15 protein-coding genes are annotated in these 19,061 nt (G+C 55.9%); 8 read left to right on the top strand and 7 right to left on the bottom strand.

Annotation, left to right across the window (positions count from 1 at the left end):
* Positions 1–198 precede the first annotated feature (198 nt).
* The 3 genes from ACYVGU_RS07595 (at position 199) to ACYVGU_RS07605 (ending at position 1,545) form a co-directional block, all read left to right on the top strand.
* Positions 199–975: an Arm DNA-binding domain-containing protein gene (locus tag ACYVGU_RS07595; protein WP_460621552.1), complete on the top strand. Its 777-nt coding sequence runs from the start codon at positions 199–201 to the stop codon at positions 973–975.
* A 94-nt stretch (positions 976–1,069) separates the two neighbouring features.
* The gene (locus ACYVGU_RS07600) at positions 1,070–1,216 is read left to right on the top strand and encodes a hypothetical protein (protein ID WP_460621553.1); all 147 of its coding nucleotides are present in this window, start codon (positions 1,070–1,072) and stop codon (positions 1,214–1,216) included.
* A 32-nt stretch (positions 1,217–1,248) separates the two neighbouring features.
* Positions 1,249–1,545: a site-specific integrase gene (locus ACYVGU_RS07605; RefSeq protein WP_460621554.1), complete on the top strand. Its 297-nt coding sequence runs from the start codon at positions 1,249–1,251 to the stop codon at positions 1,543–1,545.
* Positions 1,546–1,773: 228 nt separating this feature from the next.
* Here the strand turns inward: ACYVGU_RS07605 and ACYVGU_RS07610 are convergent, their stop codons facing one another.
* A complete protein-coding gene (locus tag ACYVGU_RS07610; RefSeq protein ID WP_460621555.1) occupies positions 1,774–3,963 on the bottom strand; it encodes a glutamine synthetase III family protein in 2,190 nt (729 codons plus the stop codon).
* Positions 3,964–4,257: 294 nt separating this feature from the next.
* On the opposite strand from ACYVGU_RS07610, the gene ACYVGU_RS07615 reads away from it, so the two are divergent.
* From ACYVGU_RS07615 to mtaB, 3 genes are all read left to right on the top strand, one after another.
* Complete coding sequence (locus ACYVGU_RS07615; protein WP_460621556.1) at positions 4,258–6,117, top strand: LTA synthase family protein; 1,860 nt, start codon at positions 4,258–4,260, stop codon at positions 6,115–6,117.
* A gap of 72 nt (positions 6,118–6,189) precedes the next feature.
* Positions 6,190–6,546, top strand: a complete 357-nt coding sequence (locus ACYVGU_RS07620) for a hypothetical protein (RefSeq protein ID WP_460621557.1) — start codon at positions 6,190–6,192, stop codon at positions 6,544–6,546.
* Positions 6,547–6,721: 175 nt separating this feature from the next.
* A complete protein-coding gene (mtaB, locus tag ACYVGU_RS07625) occupies positions 6,722–8,062 on the top strand; it encodes a tRNA (N(6)-L-threonylcarbamoyladenosine(37)-C(2))-methylthiotransferase MtaB (protein ID WP_460621558.1) in 1,341 nt (446 codons plus the stop codon).
* 91 nt (positions 8,063–8,153) lie between these two features.
* On the opposite strand, the gene ACYVGU_RS07630 is transcribed toward mtaB, so the two are convergent.
* Together ACYVGU_RS07630 and ACYVGU_RS07635 are read right to left on the bottom strand one after the other, a co-directional pair.
* Positions 8,154–8,813: a hypothetical protein gene (locus ACYVGU_RS07630; protein WP_460621559.1), complete on the bottom strand. Its 660-nt coding sequence runs from the start codon at positions 8,811–8,813 to the stop codon at positions 8,154–8,156.
* A gap of 894 nt (positions 8,814–9,707) precedes the next feature.
* The gene (locus ACYVGU_RS07635; protein WP_460611695.1) at positions 9,708–10,946 is read right to left on the bottom strand and encodes an ABC transporter permease; all 1,239 of its coding nucleotides are present in this window, start codon (positions 10,944–10,946) and stop codon (positions 9,708–9,710) included.
* Positions 10,947–11,209: 263 nt separating this feature from the next.
* On the opposite strand from ACYVGU_RS07635, the gene ACYVGU_RS07640 reads away from it, so the two are divergent.
* Together ACYVGU_RS07640 and ACYVGU_RS07645 are read left to right on the top strand one after the other, a co-directional pair.
* On the top strand, positions 11,210–12,487 hold the full coding sequence (locus tag ACYVGU_RS07640; RefSeq protein WP_460621560.1) for an asparagine synthetase B: 1,278 nt from the start codon (positions 11,210–11,212) through the stop codon (positions 12,485–12,487).
* 147 nt (positions 12,488–12,634) lie between these two features.
* Positions 12,635–14,479 carry a glycoside hydrolase family 2 protein gene (locus ACYVGU_RS07645; RefSeq protein ID WP_460621561.1) on the top strand — a complete coding sequence of 615 codons (1,845 nt, stop codon included), beginning with the start codon at positions 12,635–12,637 and terminating at the stop codon, positions 14,477–14,479.
* A gap of 30 nt (positions 14,480–14,509) precedes the next feature.
* Here the strand turns inward: ACYVGU_RS07645 and ACYVGU_RS07650 are convergent, their stop codons facing one another.
* The 4 genes from ACYVGU_RS07650 to lpxK all read right to left on the bottom strand — a co-directional run bounded on the left by ACYVGU_RS07650 (position 14,510) and on the right by lpxK (position 18,989).
* Complete coding sequence (locus ACYVGU_RS07650) at positions 14,510–14,986, bottom strand: hypothetical protein (protein ID WP_460611692.1); 477 nt, start codon at positions 14,984–14,986, stop codon at positions 14,510–14,512.
* A gap of 240 nt (positions 14,987–15,226) precedes the next feature.
* A complete protein-coding gene (locus ACYVGU_RS07655) occupies positions 15,227–15,823 on the bottom strand; it encodes a MiaE family protein (RefSeq protein WP_460621562.1) in 597 nt (198 codons plus the stop codon).
* Between the two features lie 87 nt (positions 15,824–15,910).
* Positions 15,911–17,938 carry a putative porin gene (locus ACYVGU_RS07660; protein WP_460621563.1) on the bottom strand — a complete coding sequence of 676 codons (2,028 nt, stop codon included), beginning with the start codon at positions 17,936–17,938 and terminating at the stop codon, positions 15,911–15,913.
* Entirely contained in the window at positions 17,931–18,989 is a 1,059-nt protein-coding gene (gene lpxK, locus ACYVGU_RS07665; protein WP_460621564.1) for a tetraacyldisaccharide 4'-kinase, read from the bottom strand. Before lpxK ends, ACYVGU_RS07660 begins: the two co-directional genes overlap by 8 nt.
* Positions 18,990–19,061 lie beyond the last annotated feature (72 nt).

Consider the following 19,061-nt stretch of genomic DNA (forward strand, 5'->3'; position numbering starts at 1 on the left):
GGGGACAAACAATACTTCACACATAGCAACATACAAGTGGGTTTGCCACAAGTATACGCTTGCCTAATTTTATTAGTTAAATTTTTACTAATTTTATTAGTCATACGTATGCAGCAGTAATCTGGCAGCAGGAGTGTGTTTGACTAGTTCCGCGGCCCGCTGCTTAGTTTTCGCCCCTCCTTATTCTTTGTATCTGCTATGGAAGTCACGCGTGAACTGCGGCTGAAACGCCTATCCAAAAAGAAGGGCACAGCCCCTATCCGCCTCATTTTTCGCTGGAAAAGTCTGCGCCTGCTCCTCTCCAGTGGCGAAGCCTGCCGCCCACCCGACTGGAACGAAAAGCAGGGCAAGGTCAAAGACAAGCCCGGCTCCTACGGCGATGTCATCAACGCCGTGCTCGACCGCTGGGCTCGGGCCGGCATCGACGCCCACCAGGACGCGCGCCGGGCCGGGGAGCGCTGGGGCGAGGAGCGTATGGAAGCCGAAATCCGGGTGCGCTACCAGCGCCTGGCCGCCCTGGCCAGCGGCACACCCGAGACAGAGGTGCTACCCCTGCCTCTGATTGCTAGCATGCCCCTGACCCTACTCGAGCACATGGACCAGTGGGCCGACTACATGGACAGCAAGGTTTCCCTGCGCTCGGGCAAGCCCCTGAGCGCCACCTACCGGCGCCGGCTGCGCCACCTGCGCGAGGAGCTGGCCGTGTTTGCCCAGCAGCAGAAGTACCCGCTCACCTTTGCCTCGATAAATGCGGACTTCTACGCCAGATTCCAGCACCACCAGCTCACGGTGCTCGGCAACAAGGTCAACACCTTCAGCGGCTACATCAAAAACCTCAAGAACTTTCTTTACTGGTGCGAGGAGCGCGAACTACCCGTTACCCCAAAATTTCGCAAGTGGGCCACCCCGGAGCACTACGTCGGGCGGACTTTCTCACGGCCGAGGAGCTGCAGCAGTGGGCCCGGCTGGATCTGACTACCCCGGAAGTAGCCGCCTACGTCGCGCAGCACTTCCCACCCGTGGCCACGACCACGGGCAAGGGCCGCCCGCCCCTGCAGGTGCAGGACACTTGCAGCGCCTGTCCTATGCCCGCGACAAGTTTTTGCAGTGCTGTTACCTGGGCCTGCGCATTTCTGATGCCGACGCCATGGCCCCGCACCACATTCACCGCGACTTGGTGAAAATTGAAGCCGCAAAACGGGCATCGTCTGCCTGATTCCTTTCCTCGATGATGCTGTCTTTAAGCCCGTGGCCCTGGTGCGCCAGTACGAGTCCTGGGGCCTGGCTACCTGCTTGCCCTACGTGCAAAAGAACGAGGACTACCTGCCCCACCTGGCGCGGCTGGCTGGTATCGGGCGCCTGCACATCACCACCCGGGTGGGCCGCAAGACCTTTGCCACCCTGAAGATTTACCAGGGCGTGCTCAAGTCCCAGGTGATGCTGGCCACTGGCCACCAGACCGAGAAAAGCTTTAACCGCTACTCAGGGATTAACGAGCAGGAGCTGCTGGAAATCTACCGGCGCACGGTCCGCACGGGGGCCTGAAAATGGGGGCGAGTTTGGGGGCCAATTGGGGGCGAGTCCAGGCTTAAAGCTGATTATCGCTGCTTAACGATGAAAAATCAAACGGCCTTCCCGCTAACAGGAAGGCCGTTTTACTAAGCACGAAAAGTCAGGGCGCAAAAAAAGCCGTCCCCACCCGGAAACGGCTTTTCTGAAATCGGGGCGCGGAGAAAATTCCCACCCAACTCCGGCCCGATTCTGACCTTGGACTTAGTGCCGGAACAACAGTTCGCGGTACTTTACCAGGGGCCAGTCCTCATCGGCTACCATCAGCTCCAGCTTGTCAGCAGAGCGGCGAATGGCATCGAAATGTGCTTTAACGGTGTCGCAGTAGGCAATGGCCCGCTCGCGCGTATCGTCAATCTTGTTAGCTACTTTGCGGGCATTGATCATCTCATCTACCTGAGTTTTGATGGTAGACATATGCCGCGAAATGGCTTTGATAGTCGCTACCGTTACTTCCGAGTTTTCGTCGTCGAGGCCAAGCTCACGCAGGCCACGCACATTGTTTACTAGCTTGGTTTGGTAGGCAACCGCCGTCGGAATAATATGGTTCACCGCCAAATCACCCATTACCCGGCTTTCAATCTGGATTTTCTTGATGTAGTCTTCCAGCAAAATATCGTGGCGGGCGTGCAACTCTACGTGCGAGAAAATCCGGTGACGCTCGAACAGCGAAGCGGCATCTTCTCTCACAATGGCATCCAGCGCCTGTGGCGTGGTCGGCACGTTTGACAGACCGCGCTGCGCCGCCTCTTCTTTCCACTCGTCGGAGTAGCCATTGCCTTCAAAACGAATGTTTTTGGAGGTGATGACATACTCGCGGAGCACATCTACGATGGCTACTTCCTTTTTCTTACCCTGCTCAATGAGCGAATCAACCGACTTTTTGAAGTCTATGAGCTGCTCGGCTACAATGGTGTTGAGCGTGGTCATAGCCGAAGAGCTATTGGCTGAGGAGCCCACGGCGCGGAACTCAAACTTGTTGCCGGTGAAGGCGAAAGGCGAGGTCCGGTTACGGTCGGTGTTATCGAGCAGAATAGCGGGAATCTTGTCAATGCCCAGCTTGAGGTAGATATTGTCGCCTTTGTCGAGGGGCAGCTTGGCAGTGCGCTCCAGTTCATCCAGTACCGAGTCCAGCATCGAGCCGACGAACACCGACATGATGGCTGGCGGCGCTTCGTTGGCTCCGAGGCGGTGGTCGTTGGAAGCGGAGGCAATGCTGGCGCGCAGCAGGTCGCCGAAGCGGTGCACGGCCTTAATGGTGGTGATAAAGAACGCCAGGAACTGAAGGTTCTCTTTCGGACGACGACCGGGAGCCAACAGGTTCACCCCAGTGTCGGTGCTCATAGCCCAGTTGTTGTGCTTGCCTGAGCCGTTCACGCCCGCGAAAGGCTTTTCGTGCAGCAACACCTTGAAGTTGTGCTTGTCGGCCACGCGCTCCATGATGTCCATGAGCAGTTGGTTGTGGTCAACGGCCAGGTTGGCATCCTCGAAGGTAGGAGCGCACTCGAACTGGTGCGGGGCTACTTCGTTGTGGCGGGTGCGGAGCGGAATGCCCAGTTTGTTGGATTCCTCTTCAAACTCCAGCATGTAGGCGTGTACACGGGCCGGAATAGAGCCGAAGTAATGGTCTTCCAGCTGCTGGCCTTTGGCCGGAGCGTGGCCGAACAGTGTGCGGCCAGTCATCACCAGGTCGGGGCGCGCGTTGTAAAGAGCACGGTCGACGAGGAAGTATTCCTGCTCGATGCCGAGGGTAGTGTGCACGCGCTGTACATCTTTATCGAAGTACTGGCATACATCCACTGCTGCCTTTTCCAGAGCGGCCAACGACTTCAGCAATGGGGCTTTGTAGTCGAGCGCTTCGCCGGTGTAGGCTACGAAAATGGTTGGAATGCAGAGCGTTTTGGCACCAGCAGTTTCGATAATAAACGCAGGCGAGGTAGGATCCCAGGCGGTGTAGCCGCGGGCCTCGAAGGTATTGCGGATGCCGCCGTTCGGGAACGACGACGCATCGGGCTCCTGCTGCACCAGGGCCGAGCCTTTGAAGTTTTCAATCGGCCGACCATCGGAGTTCAGGTCGAAAAAGGAATCGTGCTTTTCGGCAGTTGCGCCGGTAAGGGGCTGGAACCAGTGCGTGTAGTGCGTGGCACCTTTCGCCATGGCCCAAGTTTTCATAGCTGAAGCTACGGCATCAGCCACGCTGCGCTCTACCGGAGAGCCCTGCTTAACGGCGGCCTGCAGCTTCTTGAAGTACTCACCGGGCATGGTAGCCCGCATGGCATCAAGATTAAAGACGTTTTTACCGAAAGTATCGGAGCGGCGCTCACCGGTGGCCTCTACGGTCAGAGGCTTACGCTGATCAACTAACTCCAGTGCTTTAAAGCGAAGAATTGCCATGCTATTGTTGAGCGTGAGATAAAATCAGGATTGATAGGGCAAAGTTACAGGTTGTATTCATCGTTTTCCAAAAGACACTATATTTTTTCACCCCATTTTCGACAAACACACTTGTTTACTCGATTACCCCAGTCAATTTTGATACACATTTTCTACAAACTGCTTGCTAAGACTGTCACTACCCCTAATAACTACACCTAGTCCTTATAGCTTACGGAAGTTGTTGGCTGTTCTGGCCGGCACAAATGCGGGAGTGGGGACCGGTGGTTTGGGCGGGCTACCTACCTTTGCGGGGTGAGAAGTCGCTTTGCCTTCCAGCCGCGCTATTTTTGGTTTTGGCTGGTGTATTTCGTAGCTGCCAAGCTACTGTTTGTACTGTACCATTGGAGTCAGACCAGCACTCTTTCGGGGCGCACGGTGCTACGTATATTTGGATATGGCTTGCGGCTGGATGCCTCAGCAGCCGCCTATTTGAGCGTACTTCCTTTCCTGCTGTTTATAATAGGAAGTCTGGCTCCGGCCCGGTTTCCGATGGAGCGCCTGATTCGCTTTTTCACGGCGGTAATGGGCATTGTGGTCGCGGCGGGTACGGTAGCGGATCTGGAGCTATACCGCGCCTGGGGCTTTCGACTCGACGCTACCCCGCTGCAATACCTAAACACGCCCCGCGAAATGCTGGCCTCGGCGGGCAGCGCGCCGGTGCTGTTGCTGGCAGCCCTTTTTGTTGGTTTGCTTGGCCTGGGGTTTGTGTTGTATACAAAGGTAGTAGGACGGCTTTCGGCGCTACCGCCTGGCTTCAGCAAGCTGCGGGCCGGGTTGGCAGGCTTGCTGTACCTAGCGTTGCTGGCCGTGCCCTTGCGCGGCGGATTGCAGCAGATACCGATTAACCAGAGCGACGTTTATTTCTCTAACCAACCCTTTGCCAACCACGCCGCCATTAATGTACCCTGGAATGTAGCCAACTCTTTGCGGCTGCAGAATACGGAGCCCAGCGCCTATAATTTCCTACCTGATTCCACGGCCCACCGGCTAACCCAGCAACTCTACACCCCCACGGCGCCTGATACCGCGACGCTGTTGCGTACTACTCGGCCCAACGTGCTGTTTATCATTCTGGAGAGTTTTACGGCCAAGCTGGTGGGGCATTTGGGCGGCGAGCGAGGTGTCACGCCTACTCTGGATAGCCTGAGCCACGTGGGAGTGTCGTTTCAGCAACTATATGCCGCCGGCGACCGAAGCCAGAAAGGACTGGTGGCCTTGCTTTCAGGCTACCCCAACCAGCCGGCCACCAGTATCATCAAGTACCCGCGCAAAACGGAGCGTCTCCCCCATCTGGCGCAGGAGTTTAAGGTGCTGGGCTACAGCACGGCGTATTACCATGGCGGCGAGCTGGCCTTCGCCAACATGAAAAGCTACCTCGTGACGGCCGGCTACGAGCGGTTTACGGAGCGGGCCGACTTTGCCCGACAGGACCAAAACTCGAAATGGGGTGCCCACGACCATGTGCTGTTTAACCGGATGCTGCGCGAGCTTCCAAGTCAGCGCGTGCCCTTCTTCGTGACGGCCTTTACGCTTAGCAGCCACGAGCCATTTGATGTGCCCATGCCGCCGCGGTTTACGGGCGCCAGCGAAGCCGACCGGTTTCGCAACTCTATGTTCTACACCGACCATGTACTAGGTCAGTTTCTCAATAAAGCCCGGCGGCAACCGTGGTGGGATAATACGCTAGTGGTGGTGGTAGCCGACCACGGCCATCCGGAGCCCGGTAACACGCCCAACGACGCGCCCGCTAAATTCCGGATTCCGCTGCTGCTCACCGGCGGCGCTCTGCGGCCAGCCGCGGCCGGGCGCAGCATCAGCACCTACGGCAGCCAAACCGATGTGGCTGCTACCCTCCTCCATCAGCTAAACCTGCCCAGCACCGCCTTTCCCTGGAGCCGCGACCTGCTGGCGCCTCCACCTGCCTCCTGGCCTCACGGAGTAGCGTTTTACTGCTTTACCGATGGATTTGGGGTAGTAACGCCCGCAGGTACCGTCACCTACGATAACATTGCCCGCCGCGTAATTAGGCGCAAAGGTCGGCCTTCCGCCGCCCAGTTGCAGTTTGGCCAAGCCTATGAGCAAACATCGTTTGCTGACTTTCTGCGGAAATAGTGTACTCATTTTGTCGTCATGGCCGCTAGGTGCTGATTGTGCCACAAGCTGCTACATGATTTTTTACTTCTAATGCCCGAGTTGCTTTTCGTTTACAATGCTGATTCCGGCCTCGTGAATGGCCTGCTCGATACGCTGCACAAAACGTTGTCGCCGGCTACATATGCCTGCTCGTTGTGCGCCGTAACGTTTGGTGCCGCCACCATGCGGCCCGAGTGGCGGGAGTTTATCCAACGCCTGCCAGCTCACACCTCCTTTCTGCACCGCAACGAACTACAGCAGCAGCATCCGGAACTAAGCTCCTACCCTTTGCCGGCCATATTCCGGCGCGCCACAGCTGAGCAACCGTGGCAACTGGCAGCCTCAGCGCAAGAACTTCGCCCCCTTGACTTGCCGGCCCTGATAGACCTAGTAAAACAACACGCGTAAAAGCGGCACGTTTACTTGGTTGCTAAGTGCCAACTATAGGCCGGTTTGCCCTCTATTGGCACCTAGCAACAGGCCGCTTTGAGCAGTACAAACCGGGCGTTAAGGGGCTGGGGGCGTGAACTTGTCGGAATCTTTCCGCAACCCACAACTAAGCAGTATCTTTGCGCCCTTGCTTATGGATACCAGAAAAGTTGCCTTTTATACGCTGGGCTGCAAGCTCAACTTCTCCGAAACGTCGGCCATTGGCCGGCAGTTTGAGGAGCATGGGTTCGTGAAAGCAGCCTTTGAGGATGCCGCTGACATCTACGTTATCAATACCTGCTCCGTCACAGACCACGCCGACCGCAAGTGCCGGAAGGTGGTGAAAGAGGCATTGAAGCATAATCCGGAGGCGTTTGTGGCCATTGTAGGCTGCTACGCCCAGCTCAAGCCCCAGGAAATTGCCGAGATTCCCGGCGTACATGCGGTACTGGGCGCCGCCGAGAAGTTTCAGCTCGTGGAGACCCTAGCCGGTTTCCAGAAGCCCGCCGCCGGGCAGCCGGGCCACGTGTTTGCCTCGCCTATTTCTGAAGCCACAGAGTTTCATGCCGCCCACTCCTACGGCGACCGGACCCGCACTTTCTTGAAGGTTCAGGACGGCTGCGACTATTCTTGCTCGTTCTGCACCATTCCGCTGGCCCGCGGCAAGAGCCGCTCCAACTCCGTGCAGAGCGTGGTAGAGCGCGTGCAAAAGCTGGCCGAAACTGGGGTAAAGGAAATTGTGCTGACTGGCGTAAACCTCGGAGACTTTGGGTTGCAGGGCCCGGAGCGCGAGCGGAAAGAGGATTTCTTTGACCTAGTGCGTGCCCTTGATGAGGTAGAAGGAATTGAGCGGTTCCGCATCAGCAGCTGCGAACCCAATCTGCTTTCCGAAGAAATTATCCGGTTTGTAGCGCAATCGAAGCGGTTTATGCCGCACTTCCATATTCCGCTGCAGTCGGGCTCCAACAAAATTCTGGGCCTGATGCGCCGCCGCTACCGCCGCGAGCTGTACCAGGAGCGCGTAGCTCTTATTAAGGAGGTTATGCCCCATGCCTGCATTGGGGTAGATGTGATTGTAGGCTTTCCCGGCGAAACGGAAGCCGACTTCCTGGAAACCTATCAGTTTCTGAACGAGATGGATGTAAGCTATCTGCACGTATTCCCGTACTCAGAGCGCGAAAACACCCTGGCCCCAACCCTGCCCGGCCGCGTGCAAGACCGCCACCGCCACGAGCGCACTACGCAGCTGCGGGGCCTTTCCGAGAAGAAGAAGCGCTATTTCTACGAGCAGCACTTAGGCACTGAAACGACGGTGCTGTTTGAAGATGATGTAAACAATGGCCATATGGAAGGCTTTACACCGAACTATATTCGGGTTACGGCCAAATACGACCCCTTACTGGTTGGTGAACTAAAGCGCCTTCGTCTGACGGCTGTGAATCCGCAGAACCTGATGGAGGCCGAAGAGCTAGGCATTGAGGTGTTTCAACATTAGCATTCCGGCACATTGCCAGGCTAGCAAACGAAAAGGCCCCTGCTTCCTAGCGGGGGCCTTTTCGTTTCTATAAAGAAGATGATGCTAATTATCAGCGGGTGAGTTGGCGCTGCATCAGGTCCATCATTTGCTGCATTAGCCGCTGCTGCTCCTGTAAGTGTTGGTTGCGCAGTTCAGCTAACGCCAGCTGATGTGCCATTTGCTGAGTATACAAAGCGGTCTGCCAGCTTGCGTCAGAAGCGGCAGGCGCAGCGGGTGTGGGTGCAACGGCAGCTACGGTGGTTGGTGCGGCAGTTTCCAGAGGCGCAGCAACAGCTTGCGGCTGGCTAGCGGCCACAGGGACGGGAACTGCAGCGAGCTCCGGAACTGGTGCGGATATACTTGCTGTAACTACTACTTCATTAACGGCCGCAGGCCTTTCAGTTGGCTGCTTTTGTTCTTGAACTGGGCTAGAAATTTCAGCCACCGGTTGACTGGCAGGCTGACTCTTGCTGGATTCCACAGGCGCTATAGCAGGTGAATCCTGTTGAGAAAGCATCGGACCGTTTCCTTGCAAAAGCCATTCTTTTGAAACATTTGGATACACTTCAAATACTTTACACAAAAGGTCAAATCCGGGTTTATTTCTCTCATCAACAAGGTGTTGGATGACTGTAGCTGTCTTGTCAAGGGAAGCTGCAAACGCATTTTTGCTTATGCCCAAATGAGCAATAAGCTGCACAAACCTTTCTCCGACTGTTGACTTTTCCATTGTCACCAAATGGGTTATACTTCTTTATCGTCTCAAATATAACCCAAATGTTTAATAAACAACACACTTCCTTGCTCCTTATGTTTGGCCGATGCTAGTCATTTCAATGCTCCCCTCTCCGGGATATTGCGCTGGCTTTTACATGTGAGGGCTTTACTTGTTTGCACGTTCGCTTACACTCATGCCACGCCTTGTTACAGCTTCGTTTCAAAAAATTCATTTTCGTCTCTCTGCTCTATTTTTTCTGATTCCTCTTGCCCGCGAAGTCTATGGTGCTGCCACGAGCTTACGTGTTCGTCTCTACGAATTCTAATTTCGGCGTCAGCTAAGACTATAAGCCCAGACTTGATTGTCGCATTTGAAGCTCTCGAGAAAATGTTCACTACAAGTCACTGCGCTGTGACGAAGGGAAGAGGAATCAAAAGAGAGCATTTCTGTCTTGGCCTACCCTACCCTCAGGCAGAGCTGGCAGCGAGCCAAAGGGCGGCGTAGCCAAGGAGTTTGCTAGGTTAACTCAAGCACGACGGCTTGGGGAAGTATAATGGCTTTTCAGACACAGTAAAAAGTGGCAACATCCGTACGCGAGGTGCTTGGCTACTACACCTCTCTTTGGCTCGTCCTTGGCTTGCTGCGCCATATGCTATGGCATGACGGGCTAGTTGATGAGGAAGCTTAAGCCGCCTACGCACCTAGAATATTCACCAACTATTGGGCGCTAAAATCAACTCTAAGCGGTATTTGAAATTCAAGATGGTCATCATGCTTCGGCAAGCGGACGCTGGATCAAGCATAACCAGCAGGAGAATCAAAACGACTTTTCAAGTACAAACTCTACCCTAGCCGAAAAAAAGCATAGGTACCTGGAGGCTTTGCAGTGCTATAAGGCCTAGTACTCTACTCGAAACGAAGTGACTCAATTGGATCGAGGGCGGCGGCTTTGCTAGCCGGATAATAGCCCGAAGCCAGCCCTACCGTCACGCAAATCAGTAGGCCTACCATCATCCAAAGCCACGGGATAATAAAGCCGCCGCTACCTACCAGCAGCGAAACGCCATTGCCCATACCTACTCCAAGCAAGATGCCGAGCGTGCCGCCCATTACACAAATCACAATGGCCTCAATCAGGAACTGCTGCCGGATTTGAAGCGCCGTGGCACCTAGTGCCTTCCGAATTCCTATCTCCCGCGTCCGTTCCGTCACGGAAACCATCATGATATTCATGAGGGCAATACTAGCCCCAAGCAGGGTAATGAACCCCACTAGGAAGCCCCCCATCCGCAGATTTCCCGACAAGGAATCGAGCTTACCCGCTAGCGAGTCGCTGCGTTCCAACTCGAAGCTGTCTTCCTGGCCAAGCGCATCGTGGCGCACGGCGCGCATGATACCCGTGGCCTCACCGGTTAGGTAGTTAAGGTAATTGGCATCGGGCGTGGCGGTTTTGATATCGTAGGTGAGGGCGCGCTGCCGGGGCAGTTGGTTGCCGGTTTCCAGCGGAATCAGCAGAAGGCGGTCGGCGCCACCGCCGCCCATGCTGCTGCCGCTTTTCTCTAGCTCGCCAATCACCTGAAAGCGGCGGCCGAGCATGTATACGTATTTGCCCAGAGGGCTTTGCTGCGGAAACAGCTTGTCTTTGATTTCGCCTCCCACAATCACCACGTTGGCGCCGTTATCAAGCTCCGTAGCCGAGAAAGTGCGCCCGCCCTGCAGGTTGTAGTTCTGAATCATGAGGTAGTTTTCGTCGCCGGCAACTACCTGCATGTTGGGATTGGTTTTCTTATCGTTAGCCTTCACCTCAACGGCGCCGGCTATAAAGGCCGAAATGCCCACTTTGGCGTTGTCTCCGAGCTCCGACTTGTACTGGCGGGCCTGCAGGTACGAAATCACCGGATACGTTTTGCCCTGAATGCCGCCTCGGCGGGAGCGATTATTGTAGCCTTTTGCCTTGATTTCAAAGGAGTTGGCTCCCAAGCTAGCAAACGTAGTGTTCAGAGAGGCCTTAATGGCGTCGATGGCCGTTAGGATGCCTACCAACGACATAATGCCGATGCTGACAATAAGCGCCGTTAGAATAGTGCGCAGCAAGTTGCTGTGGATGGAACGAAACGCCTCTTTGATGTTTTCCAACAGGTGCATAACGGCAGCAGGTAGACGCGAAAACGAAGAACCCACACTTGGGCTGACTAGGCCACACCGGTAGCTGGGCAACACCGGCCGGTACCGCAAGGTAGCGGGTTTCAACTAAACTCCCACCTGCTTTCGTTACCTTTAGAAGCAGGGAGTAACCAGCTGTTTTAGCCTACGCGGACGATGGTTTCTGTCTACTTGCACGGCTTTGCCTGTCTCTAGGCCCTAGTCGTTTGTGTAGTTATTGGAGTAGTTGATTTGCCATTTTCAGTATGAGCTTTCCTCGCCTGCTTACCTTGTTTTTCCTGTTGGCGGCTGGCCTGTTGCAGCCGGCCGGCGCGTGGGCCAACCACATCCTCATCCCGATGGATGAAACTCAAAAAGAGCACCTGAAAGCGTATGGCGTAGCCTATTGGCTGCTAGGCAAACAGGTGGAGGTTGATTGGCTGCTAAACTACCGCGGGGGCTCCTTTGCCTGCGAGGTGGCCGCCGGCGCTGAAAACGAGCTGGCCGTGCGCGGCGTGAGCTACCAGATTATCAGCGAGGCGCAGTACACGGGCATTCTGTCGGAAATAGCCGACCCCAACGCCAACATGGACGTGATGAAGCTGGAGAAGGTGCCCAAAATTGCAGTGTACACGCCCAAAGGCAAGCAACCCTGGGACGATGCCGTGACCATGGTGCTCACCTACGCCGAAATTCCCTACACCCAGATCTACGACGACGAGGTACTGCGCGGCGACCTGCCGAAGTACGATTGGCTGCACCTGCACCACGAGGACTTCACGGGCCAGTACGGCAAGTTCTACGCCACGTACCGCAGCCGCCCCTGGTACCAGCAGCAGCAGCGCGATGCCGAAGCCACGGCCAAGCGCAACGGCTTTGCCAAGGTAAGCCAGATGAAAGGCGCCGTGGTGGTGAAGATGCAGGAGTTTATTGCGGGCGGCGGCTTCCAGTTTGCTATGTGCTCCGCCACCGACTCCTATGATATTGCCCTGGCCGGACTAGGCCTCGATATGGTAGAAACCATGTACGATGGCGACCCTGCGGATGCTACGGCCCAATCCAAGCTCAACTTCAACCGGACGCTGGCCTTCCAGAACTTTCAGCTCCGCATGAATCCGTTTGAGTACGAGTACTCTAACATTGATATGGATCCGCGCGAACGGGGTGTGTACGAAGACAACGACTTTTTCCAGCTCTTCACGTTCTCAGCCAAGTACGACCCGGTGCCGACCATGCTCACGCAAAACCATGTACGCACGGTGCACGGCTTCATGGGCCAGACGACGGCGTTCCGTAAGCAGCTAGTAAAACCCGATGTAGTAGTAATGGGCGATAACAAAGCCTCGGGTGAGGTGCGCTACATGCACGGAACGCTGGGCAAAGGCACCTGGACGTTTTATGGCGGCCACGACCCGGAGGACTATCAGCACTTGGTAGAAGAAGACCCTACCGATCTTGCCTTACACCCTAACTCACCCGGTTACCGCCTGATATTGAACAACATCCTATTCCCAGCAGCCAAGAAGAAGAAACAAAAAACCTAAGGGCAGCAGCTGTGCTTGTTAGCGCAGCAGCCCTACTGAGAAACCCGTTGCACCCATTTTGCATCGGGTTTTTACGTTTTTATGCCCTAGCAAAGTATCCGCAGGCGCATAATCCTCGTTTGTAGATTTCACACCAGTAATGCCCACATGACTGCTCCTGAATCAAATTCCAACTACGGGTTTTCGACTAGCGAACGTAATTTCAGAGCTGCCAATCCGCTTCCTAGGGCGGTATTGCGCGCCAACAACTACTTGCTGCTGGATGGCGAATGGAAGTTTAAACTGGACTCCGACGACGTTGGCTTGCGCGACGGCTGGCACCTAGCCCACAACTACGAGCGCACCGCCAGCTGGCCTGGCTCGGTGGAGGAACACTTGGCAAAGGATGCCCCCCTAGCCCCGGGCTGGAAAGACAAGGTTGTAGCCTGGTATGAGCGGGAGTTTATCTTGCCTGAGCGCGATGACGACGATAAGAACTCTATGTTCCAGATCACCTTCGGGGCCTGTGGCTACGAAACCCGGGTCTGGCTCAATGGCTTCCCACTCCGTACCGTAGAAGGCGAAGACGTGCATTACGGCGAGTACACGTCTTTTTCCTTTGAGCTACGCGAAGAGCACCTGCGGCCGGTTAACCGCCTCACGGTCCGCATTGTAGATACTATGGATGCCGAACGGCCACGTGGCAAGCAGGAGTCGCATGTGTACAAGCGCGGCGGCATTTGGTACCAGACATACACTGGCGCCGTCCGGAGCATCTGGCTGGAAATGGTGGAGCGCAACCGTCTCCGCTCCCGCGTAGGCGTCGACAGTGTGATTGAAGACAAAATGGTGCGCTTCAATATCACGACGCGCATCCACGACCCCGGCCTGTACACACTGCGCCTGCAGGTATTCGATAAAATTGCGCCCACGCCCAAGCCCCTCGCTACCTCTGATTTTACCCTGAAGCTGGAAGCCGGTGAGCGGCAACAGCGGGTAGTAATGGAGCTGACCGGGGCTGAGCTTTGGCAACCAGGCTCCCCTCACCTCTACCGGCTGGTAGCTCAACTCGTTGATAGTGAAGGCTACACCGCCGAAATAGAAACCCACTTCGGGCTGCGCAAGATTGAGTCGAGAGGAAAGTTTGTATACCTCAACAACGAGCCCATCTACATTGATGGCATTCTGTACCAGCCGGGCACGGCCACCTATGAGGAGATGCAGCGCCACATGCACGCCATGAAAGCATTGGGGTGCAACCTAGTACGGGTGCACATTGCTGGCGTCGACCCACGTATTTACAACCTAGCCGACGAGTTGGGCTTGCTGCTGTGGGTAGAAGTACCTAGCCCGCACTCCTCCACTGCCAAAAGCCGAGAAAACCACCAGGCCGAGCTGCTGCGTATGCTAGCGCACATTGAGTCTCACCCCTCTGTAGTCATCTGGAGCCTTTACAACGAGGACTGGGGCGCCCAGGACATTGCCACAAATCCGGAAACACGCCGGTATATCGTGGACATGTATCATTACATGCTTATAAACCATCCCCAGTTTCTGGTGGTCGACAACGATGGCTGGCAGCACATTTCCGTGAACGGACGGCTGAAGTCGGATCTGCTGACGGCGCACGTATATACCCCGGAGCTCAGTCGCTGGTCGGAGCTGCTCGACCGCATGGTGCAAGGCGACTTAAATAACGTAGCTGTACTGCCGCTGGTCATCGGCGACCCGTTCTTCTATGCCCGCCAAAAGCCGCTAATCATCAGCGAATGGGGCGGCTTTGGCTTTGCCGATTACGGCGGACCGAAGGACTCGGCAGAGCGTACGGAGCGCATTCAGCAATTCAAGCAGGAACTTCGCAAACGTCCCATTGCCGGCGACGTGTACACGCAGGCTACTAACATTGAGGATGAGCGCAATGGCTTGATTGATGCCCACACCGGCGAGCTTTCTGTGCCGGAAGGCCTGCTAGCTTCCAAACCCTATCAAGCCGACGCCACGAGCGAAGCATAGCGTCGGCTGCAACTGCCTGAGTGGCCCCGGCTACTTAGGCAGTCGCAGAATCTGGCGGGCGGCGGCCGGAAGGTCGGCCGTTTTTTCCGGGTCGGTGGGCAGCACCAGGTCAATTAACACCGGCTGGCCCTTGGCAATACCATAGGCAATAAGCTGATATGCAATACCTCCCTGCTCCGTGGGGTAACTCAGCCGGAAACCCTTGGCGGGCGTGTCCAGAATAAAACAATCCAGAGGCTGACGCTCCACGTTCTTGTGCTTTTTCTGCATCTGACGCGCGTATTGCTCTGGATACGTTTTCAGAAAAGCGAAGTCAAGATACATCCACGTCAGCTGGTAGTCAGTACACGTCAGCTGATTTTTGGAGCTAGGGGCGCAACCAGCCTCCACCGGCACATTAAGGCCGCAGAAGTTCAGCACCACCGGATCCGAAGCGGCTGAGGCTTGGGCCAGTGCCCCAAGAGGCAAACCAACAAGTAAAAGAAGCAGAGTAAAGGTGTGTTTCATAGACCGCTATTGAAGATGCCAGCGACGAAACTACAATTACTTTTCAGACAACAAAGCCCTCTTGAAAAAATAAGATTTGCGGCTGTAAGTCTCACTTTCACAATTAGGTAGCATAGCCCCTGAGTAAAGCAAAGCTAAACTGCCAGGTGCCGCTTTTATGCGCCCTAGAACTGGTGGTTACCCAGCCGGCAAGCCACCCACAAACTACGTAGCAAAGGCCGGTTCGGCCACCAAGCCGGGCTAGTGCATCCGGTCGTCGCGGACGGGCAGGTTGGTTACGATTTCGCCCTCAATTTTCAGCAGCTCCTGCAGGCGGGCATCTACCTCCTCTGCGTTGCAATATTCCTTGGCCAAGTCTACGTAGCTCACGAAATGCCCCGCCTCTGATGCCATCAGCTCATAGTAGAATTGGCTGAGCTCGGGGTCTGGAATGTGCTTCCACAACAGCTTGAACCGTTCGCAGCTACGAGCCTCTATCAGAGCACTTACCAACAGCTGATCCATTAGCTGCCGCTCCCGGGCGCCGCCTTTGCGCACATGGCTCATTAGCTGCACCACGTACTCATCGCGGCGCGGACGGCCCAGCTCGTGGCCTCGCTTGCGTAGCTCCTGCAACACCCGCGCAAAGTGCTCCCACTCCTCGGCTACCAAGGCGGTTAGCTCTTCAACCAGCCGCGTTTTTTCGGGGTATTTAACGATGAGGGAAATACCGGTGCTGGCTGCCTTCTGCTCGCAATAGGCATGGTCCACGAGGATATCCTCGATGTTTTTACTGGCAATATCAACCCACCGTGGGTCAGTGTTCAGCTTCAGCTTGAGGATAGTTTTTTCTTTCATGAGGAGAAGCAAAATTGGCCTAGAACCCGAGGCAAACAAGTGTATTGCACGAGGGGCACGCCAGGGAGGTTTGACGGGCAGGCAAGGCTAGTTAAAAAACTGCCAACGAATACCGAACTGAAAGCGCCGGGGCAAAGCCGCATAATAGGGCGCCGTGAAATAGCCCGACTGCGGCAAAAACTGATTGATGTACGCCATCTTCAGAAACACATTCACCGTTTTGATATCGGCGCTCAGGAAGGCGTCTACCACCGGAATATTGCGGCTGGTAAAGTGATTCTGAACAAAGAACTGCTGCGTGCTAGGGCTGTAGTCATAGGGTTTCCAGCGTGACTGGAAATAACCTTGCACCCCCACCTGCCCTAGTAACGCCTTCTTAAACACAAACCCCTGGAAGTACAGCCGGGCGTCGCCAACAATCTTGGGCACGCGCAATCCTTCCTTATCGTCTTCGCCCCCAATAGTGTACGTGGCTTGGTTGTCAGAATAGAGCGGCCCAAAATTAACGCGGTAGCGCGCCGAAAGTGTGGTTAGCTGGCGGGTGCCACTGAGTTGACGAGGCGCACCACCCGCCTGTTCCTCGCTGTAATAGATCAGATCAATGATGTTAGCTATTGTACCACCTGCCTCCAGATAATGCCGGCCTAATTGCTGCGCTACCCGCACCCGGAGCTGCTGCACATCGGTGTTGGAAAACGCATTGGAGCTGCTGCCCTTGTGGTCCCATTCATAATGGTTGCCTCTGAATTCCAGTTCGGTAAGGGTAGGTGCGTAGCTGGCTACCAGCAGTTCGCCGCTTAGTGGCCCCAAGCGCGTGCCGCCGCGCAGCCAATATTCGGTGTTGTTTAACTGCGCGGAAGGCTTGAACTCGCCGGCTGTTTCAATAGCAAACTGACGGTAGCGAAACGCCGCCGTACCGCCTACAAATAACTGATTGAACGTACGACGGGGCAGGGCCTGCATCAGTACGGCGGGCTCCCCATCAGCAGCACGGGTTTCTAGGGAAGCATTACGGTGACGCCCGTACAGCCGGTACTCAATAGTAGTAGTGCGGCCCATCACACCCACCGTATTTTCCAGCTGCCGGAATTCGGCCCGGTCGTCGGTAGCGGCGGTGCTCAGTCGGAATTCGGGGTAGAACACCGGCGTACTTCCGTTCGGTTTTAATTCGGTATCGTTGAAGCGGTTGTTTTGCCGACGCCAATCAAAGGTGTGAAATGCGGTAAGCCCCCGACCCAATAGCCGGTAGGTATGCGTAAGCCGAACCTGGTCGCGTGCTTCTCGGTTAAGGGCATTTGTCAGGTTTACTACCTCCCGCTGATAGTCAAACAGGCCTTTTAAATCTACTTTTCCCGTCGCATCAAAGTCAGAAGTTTGAGGCTGAATACCGCCTTGCTCAGCTACGCGGTGGCGGGCCGTGCTGAAGTTAGCCACAGCATTATAACGGTCATCGGGCGAGTGGTAGCGGGCAAAAAACAGGAAGTTGCTGTGCTCTGTCTGACCCTCACGGGTACTCGTAACCGCTATGGCCTTGTTGGCCCCAAAACGTTCGTAGGCAAAGCCTACGTTGAAGTTCTTTTTCAGGCTTCGAGCATACGAGAGCTCAAAAATCTGCTCGTAGGGGTTGCCTTGGTGAAAGCGAAAGAACGTGTAGGGCGAGCGGGTATCGTAGTAAGGGATGGTGGCGGCGTTGCGCGCGTACCGGTCAAACACGTTCCGGCCCAGGCGGGCTCCCAACTGCAGGTTTGGCTCCCAAAGCAACGGCCGCGAGGCGGTTCCGAAGTTACCTAGGTCCTGCTGATAGGTGGAGTCGTGGGTCCAGAAGCGGTGCTGAGGCAGGCGGGTCAGGGTGGTGTCAATCATGCGCCCTACCGTATCCTGCCGCATAATATCGGCCTCCCGCAGAATGAAGGTAGTGCGGGCGCCGTAGATGTTTTTAGTGGAATCGTCGACAATCTGGGCAAGGGTTGCGCTAGGCAACAGGCCTAGTACCAGCAGCAACAGGGCCGGCAACGCGGCCATGAGCAGCCGGCGCGCCCGGCAGCCTCGGCCGCCAGAATCAACAGAACGGGGCTCCAAAGCCTTCAATAAGGAATACAGCAGCGAATCAGACAACAGCGTGGGGCTGAAAGTACGGGGTCAAGAAGTTGGCTAATCGGGTTTCCCCATCGGCCAGAAACCGAACCTTAATCGGAATGTAAAATACGGGCAAATCGGCCACAAGTGCAGCCAAGGCTGGCTCCAACAGGCGGGCGGCATCTTTCTGGGTAGTCAGAACGCACTGGCCGGGCCGTAATTGCGCCGCCAGCGCCCGAATCTCCTCGGGCTGAAAGGCATGATGATCTGGAAAACGGGCATGAGTAAGCACGTGAAAGCCCGCAGCCTCCAGGTGCTGGTGCAGCGGCTCGGGGCGGGCAATACCGGTAAGTAGCAGAACCTCAGTGCCCGGCTGCCCCCTAGTAGCTCCCAACGGCACGGGCATACCATAGTCGTAGCACGAGAACAACACCGGCACAGCAGGGCTAGCATAGCGCCTGATGTGGTTTGTAATGGTAGTTTGCTCTTTCTCTGATAAATCGGACTGGCACTTGGTTACAATCACCATATCGGCTCGGGCCGCCCCGGCGCGGCTTTCGCGCAAGCGGCCAGCCGGCAGCACGTAATCCTTGTAAAATGGCCTTTCCTGCTCGGTAAGCAGGATGTTCAGGGTGGGCTTTACGCGGCGGTGTTGGTAGGCATCATCGAGCACTACCGCGGTGGTGGCGGGCACATCGCGCAAAAGCCGTTGCAGCCCAGCTACCCGGTCTTCACTCACAACTACGGGCACTAGCCCCCCAAACTGCCTGAACTGCTGCAACGGCTCGTCGCCGATGGTAGCGGCAGTATCCGTTGCATTGGCTAGGCGGTAGCCGCGGGTACGGCGGCCGTAGCCGCGGCTGAGCAGGGCTGGCTGCTGGCCATGTTGCTGCAGCCAGCTCACGAGCCAGGCCACGTGCGGCGTTTTGCCAGTGCCCCCTACCCGCAGGTTGCCCACGTTCAGAATGGGCAGCGGCTCAAACTGCGTCTGGGGTTTCCAGCCCGCCTCGTACAGCCAGTTGCGTACGGCCATCACGCCGGCATACAGCCAGCTTAGCGGAAGTAGCAACAGGGTAAGAATAGGAGGCATAGTGGGCGGCCAGATAGCGGAAGGCACAAAAGTAGCGGGTTGCTGCTAGGTTGCGGCGCCTTAGCAAGGCAT

Source organism: Hymenobacter tenuis (assembly GCF_054780495.1).